Source organism: Bradyrhizobium sp. P2_E8 (genome assembly GCF_056403875.1).
Genome location: NZ_JBFUES010000698.1, coordinates 1 through 4,203 on the forward strand (window position 1 = coordinate 1; position 4,203 = coordinate 4,203).

2 protein-coding genes, 1 tRNA gene and 1 pseudogene are annotated in these 4,203 nt (G+C 63.9%); 1 reads left to right on the forward strand and 3 read right to left on the reverse strand.

The genetic code is table 11. From position 1 onward, the window contains the following. The 3 genes from AC1D00_RS29800 to AC1D00_RS29810 all read right to left on the reverse strand — a co-directional run. Window positions 1-683 (reverse strand): hypothetical protein (locus AC1D00_RS29800; RefSeq protein WP_477013136.1); only part of this gene is annotated, 683 nt, incomplete at its 3' end. Between the two features lie 186 nt (window positions 684-869). Beyond that, a tRNA-Gly gene (locus tag AC1D00_RS29805) sits at window positions 870-943 on the reverse strand. Window positions 944-1,263: 320 nt separating this feature from the next. After that, complete coding sequence (locus AC1D00_RS29810) at window positions 1,264-3,672, reverse strand: ATP-binding protein (protein WP_477013137.1); 2,409 nt, start codon at window positions 3,670-3,672, stop codon at window positions 1,264-1,266. A gap of 336 nt (window positions 3,673-4,008) precedes the next feature. Here AC1D00_RS29810 and AC1D00_RS29815 point away from each other — a divergent pair. Then, window positions 4,009-4,203: pseudogene (locus AC1D00_RS29815) on the forward strand (substrate-binding periplasmic protein); the annotation flags it as partial.

A 4,203-nucleotide genomic window follows, 5' to 3' on the forward strand; every position in this document is an offset into this window, starting at 1 on the left:
GTATAAGGTGCGAAATCGTGTAGGGGTGGTCGTCCAGCCGCAACCCATCGCGCCTGAACGCGCTGGAAATTCCGTGGATTGAGTCCAAGCAGAAGGTATGCCGTTCTTAGAAGCCAGAAACGCTGGCCATCACCCTGAAGCACCTGTCTGGCTATAGCCAAGGCCTCGGCGAGATTTTTTGGTTCTTGCGTGATCGCAAGAATTTGGCGTGTTAATTTCGCCGTCAGTCCGTCGTCGGCTTCAAGAAGCTGTTTGCGCCAGCCAAATGCAAAATCGCGTTCAATTTCTCTGAACTGACCACGTTGCCAACGATCAAACGCCTTTGCCTCGGGCGCTTGATCATAGATGACGCCCACCGTTCCGTCCGGCCTGCGGACTGGCTTCCCACCCGATCTTACTGGGACATTGCGCATCTCAACGGCGTTGCCTGCCAGCTCTGCCATACATATCGCAGTGTGAAGCATGTTCGGAGTAGCGTGCATTATTGGCGTCTTCTTCGCGACGTCGCCGACTATTCGTTCTGCTGAACGCTGACCAGGCGGCTCCTTGGAAAGATCAGCCAAAACCTCCGTATAAAATATCGGACATATGATTGAGCTGTAGAGGCAGTCGAAGATCGCGGCCTCATCGATGTTGAGCATTTCGACGAATGACTTGTCGAAGAGTGCAATCGGCCCCATCACGCTGCCCAGCTGTTTGCTGATTTCTTGCTGCGAATCTACTGCGCTACTGAAGTTACAACGACTTAGGAAAATCGGTGCGCCCGAAGAGCGCCCTAGAAAAAAGGGCGCAAACCTTTTTCGGACTCTTGACGGAGTCCGCACTCAATGCAACTCATTGAACCGTAGGTAATTTTCGCAACGGGGAAATGGAGCGGGTGAAGGGAATCGAACCCTCGTATTCAGCTTGGAAGGCTGCTGCTCTACCATTGAGCTACACCCGCATCTCGCGATCACCTAACACGGCCGAGCGGCGGTCTCAACTGCCCCGGATCGGTCTTTCCCGCCTCGCGAGAGGACTTGTTCCCGGCCTCCGACCCCCGCCCCTTAACGGCGAGGGGATTTCGCCCTATATTGAGTCTCCCGAAACCAACGAAAGGAGGTGATCCAGTGTCTTATCTCAAGCGCTGTCACCTCGCTGGGATCGCCCGCTAAGCTCTGAACAAGGCTTGGCATCGGGGCGCTCTCAGCCCTGGACCAGCGAGCAAGAAATCGGGCGCGACGGGGGTCTCCCCGCCGCGCCTTTTTCGTGGGCGAATGCCGCTCACGCGGCCGACTCGCCCGCAAGCACCTCGCGAATCTTCTGCGACAGCTCCGACTTCCGGTATGGCTTCTGAAGCAGCGCCACGCCGGGATCGAGATGCCCTTCGTGGACGATGGTGTTGTCGGTATAGCCGGAGGTGTAGAGCACCCTCATCCCCGGCCGGCGGAGCCGGACGGCTTCGGCCAGCTCCCGCCCGTTCATGCCGCCGGGCATGATGATATCCGTGAACAGCAGATCGAAATTGGCGCCCTGGTCGACCAGCGCGAGGGCGGCTGCGCCGTCGCCGGCCACGAGCGTGCGATAACCGAGGCCGCCGAGCTGGGCGATGACATAGCCCTGCACCAGCGGATCGTCCTCGACCACGAGGATCGTCTCGTGCCCGCGCGCCGCCGCGGGCGCCTGAGCCGGTGCCGTCCTGGTTGCCGCCTCGCCCTCCGATCGCGGCAGGAACAGCCGCATCACCGTGCCTTGTCCCTCCTCGCTCTCGATCGCGACGGTGCCGCCGGTCTGGCGGGCAAAGCCGTAGACCATGCTCAGCCCGAGCCCGGTGCCGCGGCCGACCCCCTTGGTGGTGAAGAACGGCTCGAACACGCGCTCGCGGATGTCGGCCGGAATGCCGTGACCGGTATCGGCCACCGCAATCATCACGAAGGCGCCGCGCATGACGTCGCCGTCGCCGGTGCTACGCACGCCGTCAAGCTCCCGGTTCGCGGTCTCGAGCGTGAGCCTGCCGCCGTCCGGCATCGCATCACGCGCATTGACGGCGAGATTGACGATCGCTGAGGAGAGCTGCGACGGATCCGCCATCGCGGACCAGGCGTCGTCCGCGAGCCGGGTCACGATCTCGATGTGCTCGCCCAGGATCGGCTTCAGCAGCTTCGCCGTCTCGATCACGAGGGCGTTGACGTCGATCTCGCGCGGCTCCAACGGCTGACGGCGCGCGAAGGTCAGCAGCTGCGAGGTGATCTCGGCGCCGCGCGCGGCCGCATCGTCGATCAGCTGCGCGATCGCGGCGAACTGGGGCCGGTCCGCAAGCCCTTCCTGGATGATCTCGATGGTGCCGGTGATGACGGTGAGCACGTTGTTGAAGTCGTGCGCGACRCCGCCGGTGAGCTGGCCGATCGCGTCCATCTTCTGGGACTGGCGGAGCCGCTCCTCGGTCTCGTGCTGCTCGGTGAGATCGGTGGCGGAGCCGCGATAACCCATGAAGCGTCCGTCGGCCGCGAAGACCGGCTGGCCGTTGACGCTGAAATGGCGCACGCGTCCGGTCATATCGCGGCCGCGATACTCGAACTTCCGGAACGGCTCGTGGCGGTCCAGCACCGCCAAGTGCGCGCGCCATTTCTCCGGCTCGGCGTCGTGGTCGAACGCGGCATCRGTGCGGCGCTTGCCGATCAGCGCCTTGTGGTCCATGCCGAAGGCCCCGGCCCGCTCGGATATGTAGGTGAACCGATGATCCGGCCCGGTCTCCCAGAACCAGTCGGACGCGGTCTCGGCATAGTCGCGGAAGCGCTGCTCGCTCGCGCGCGCGTCGTCTTCGGTGCGCTGGCGGATCTTCAGGTCGCGCTCGAGATTCGCATTGGCCTCGCGCAACTCGCCATAGGCCCGCTCGAGATTGGCGCACATGGCGTTGAAGGCGTCGATCACCTTGTCCAGTTCGTCCGCATCGTAGGGCGGCCGGCGCTCCAGGTGCAAAGGCGGCGGCGGCCGCGCCAGGCTGTACTTGCTGACGAAGTCGGCGATGGCGACCAGGTGCCGCGTCACCAGGAGATGGAACATGTAGATGATGAACAGCGAGACGACGAACGTCTTCGCCGCCTGGCTTGCCAGGATGACCAGGGCCCGGTTCAGCAATTGCCGATAGACCTCGCTCAGCGTCGCCTCGACATGGAGCACGCCGATCGTGCGCGCGGCCCCCTGCGCGGAGTAGTTCAGCGGGTAGTCGCGCGTCACGATCGAACGGGTGTTCGGCTCGCCGACCGCGACACGGATCGGATTGGGACGATCGGCGATCTCGCGCACCTCGGCGGCGCGGATGTCGGGCAGCCGCAGGATGCCGTCGAGCTGGAGCTTGATCTGGTTCTGGTCGAGATTCCACAGGCTCTCACCGAGGCTGCCGGTGGTGCTGCGGCCGATCTCGTCGAGCCGCGTTGCGATGACGCCGACTTCGCGGTCGTAGTCGAGATAGAGCTGAAGCGCGGTCAGCATCAGCGTCACGATCGAGGAGAACAGCAGCACGGCGGCCAGGAGGCGCGGCCCGACGCCGCTGCGCGACCAATTGAAGATCCGCGACAGCAACGCTCCGATCGCCGGCGCAAGCGCAGCGCCGATCCCGCTCAAATCCTGCTTCGCGGCCGCCGGGGCGACGGCGCGGCTGAGCTTGGAGTCCTCGTCGCCTGCGTTGCCCATGCACCACGTCCCCGGAATGGCGGCATCCTGCTCCGGCCGGCCGGTCGCGGCCGCGAGCAATTCGTTCGTTGAGACTTTCCCTTCACGCGACCTGCGTGGTGATCCTGTCGGCCCATGGGCGGCTTGAGGTCGGCGGGGTCATATATTGCGCCCAGCAACAGGATTCTCGCGCAAACTATCACCTCGGGTGCTAGAATGACATCGGTTAAAGTCCGGAGTTGCCTGCATGGCGGGCGAACGATGGTCGTTGCAGACGGCGCGCAGGCGCGCCACTCCCGGTAGATCGCGCGAGCCTCCGAATCCAGTGGTAGCAATGCACGACCAAGGAGACGCGTGATGTGGCGGATAGCCATCGCCTGCCTGTCGTTGCTCGCAGCCGGCCCAACCCAGGCGCAGGAGCTGATCCGGCTGGCGCGCATCGCCGACATCCCCGATCAATATGTCGGCGGCGAGATGCTGCGGGCCGTCTACGCCAAGCTCAACATCAGGCTCGAATTCGAGGACGTCCCCGGCAAGCGGGCCCTCGCGCTG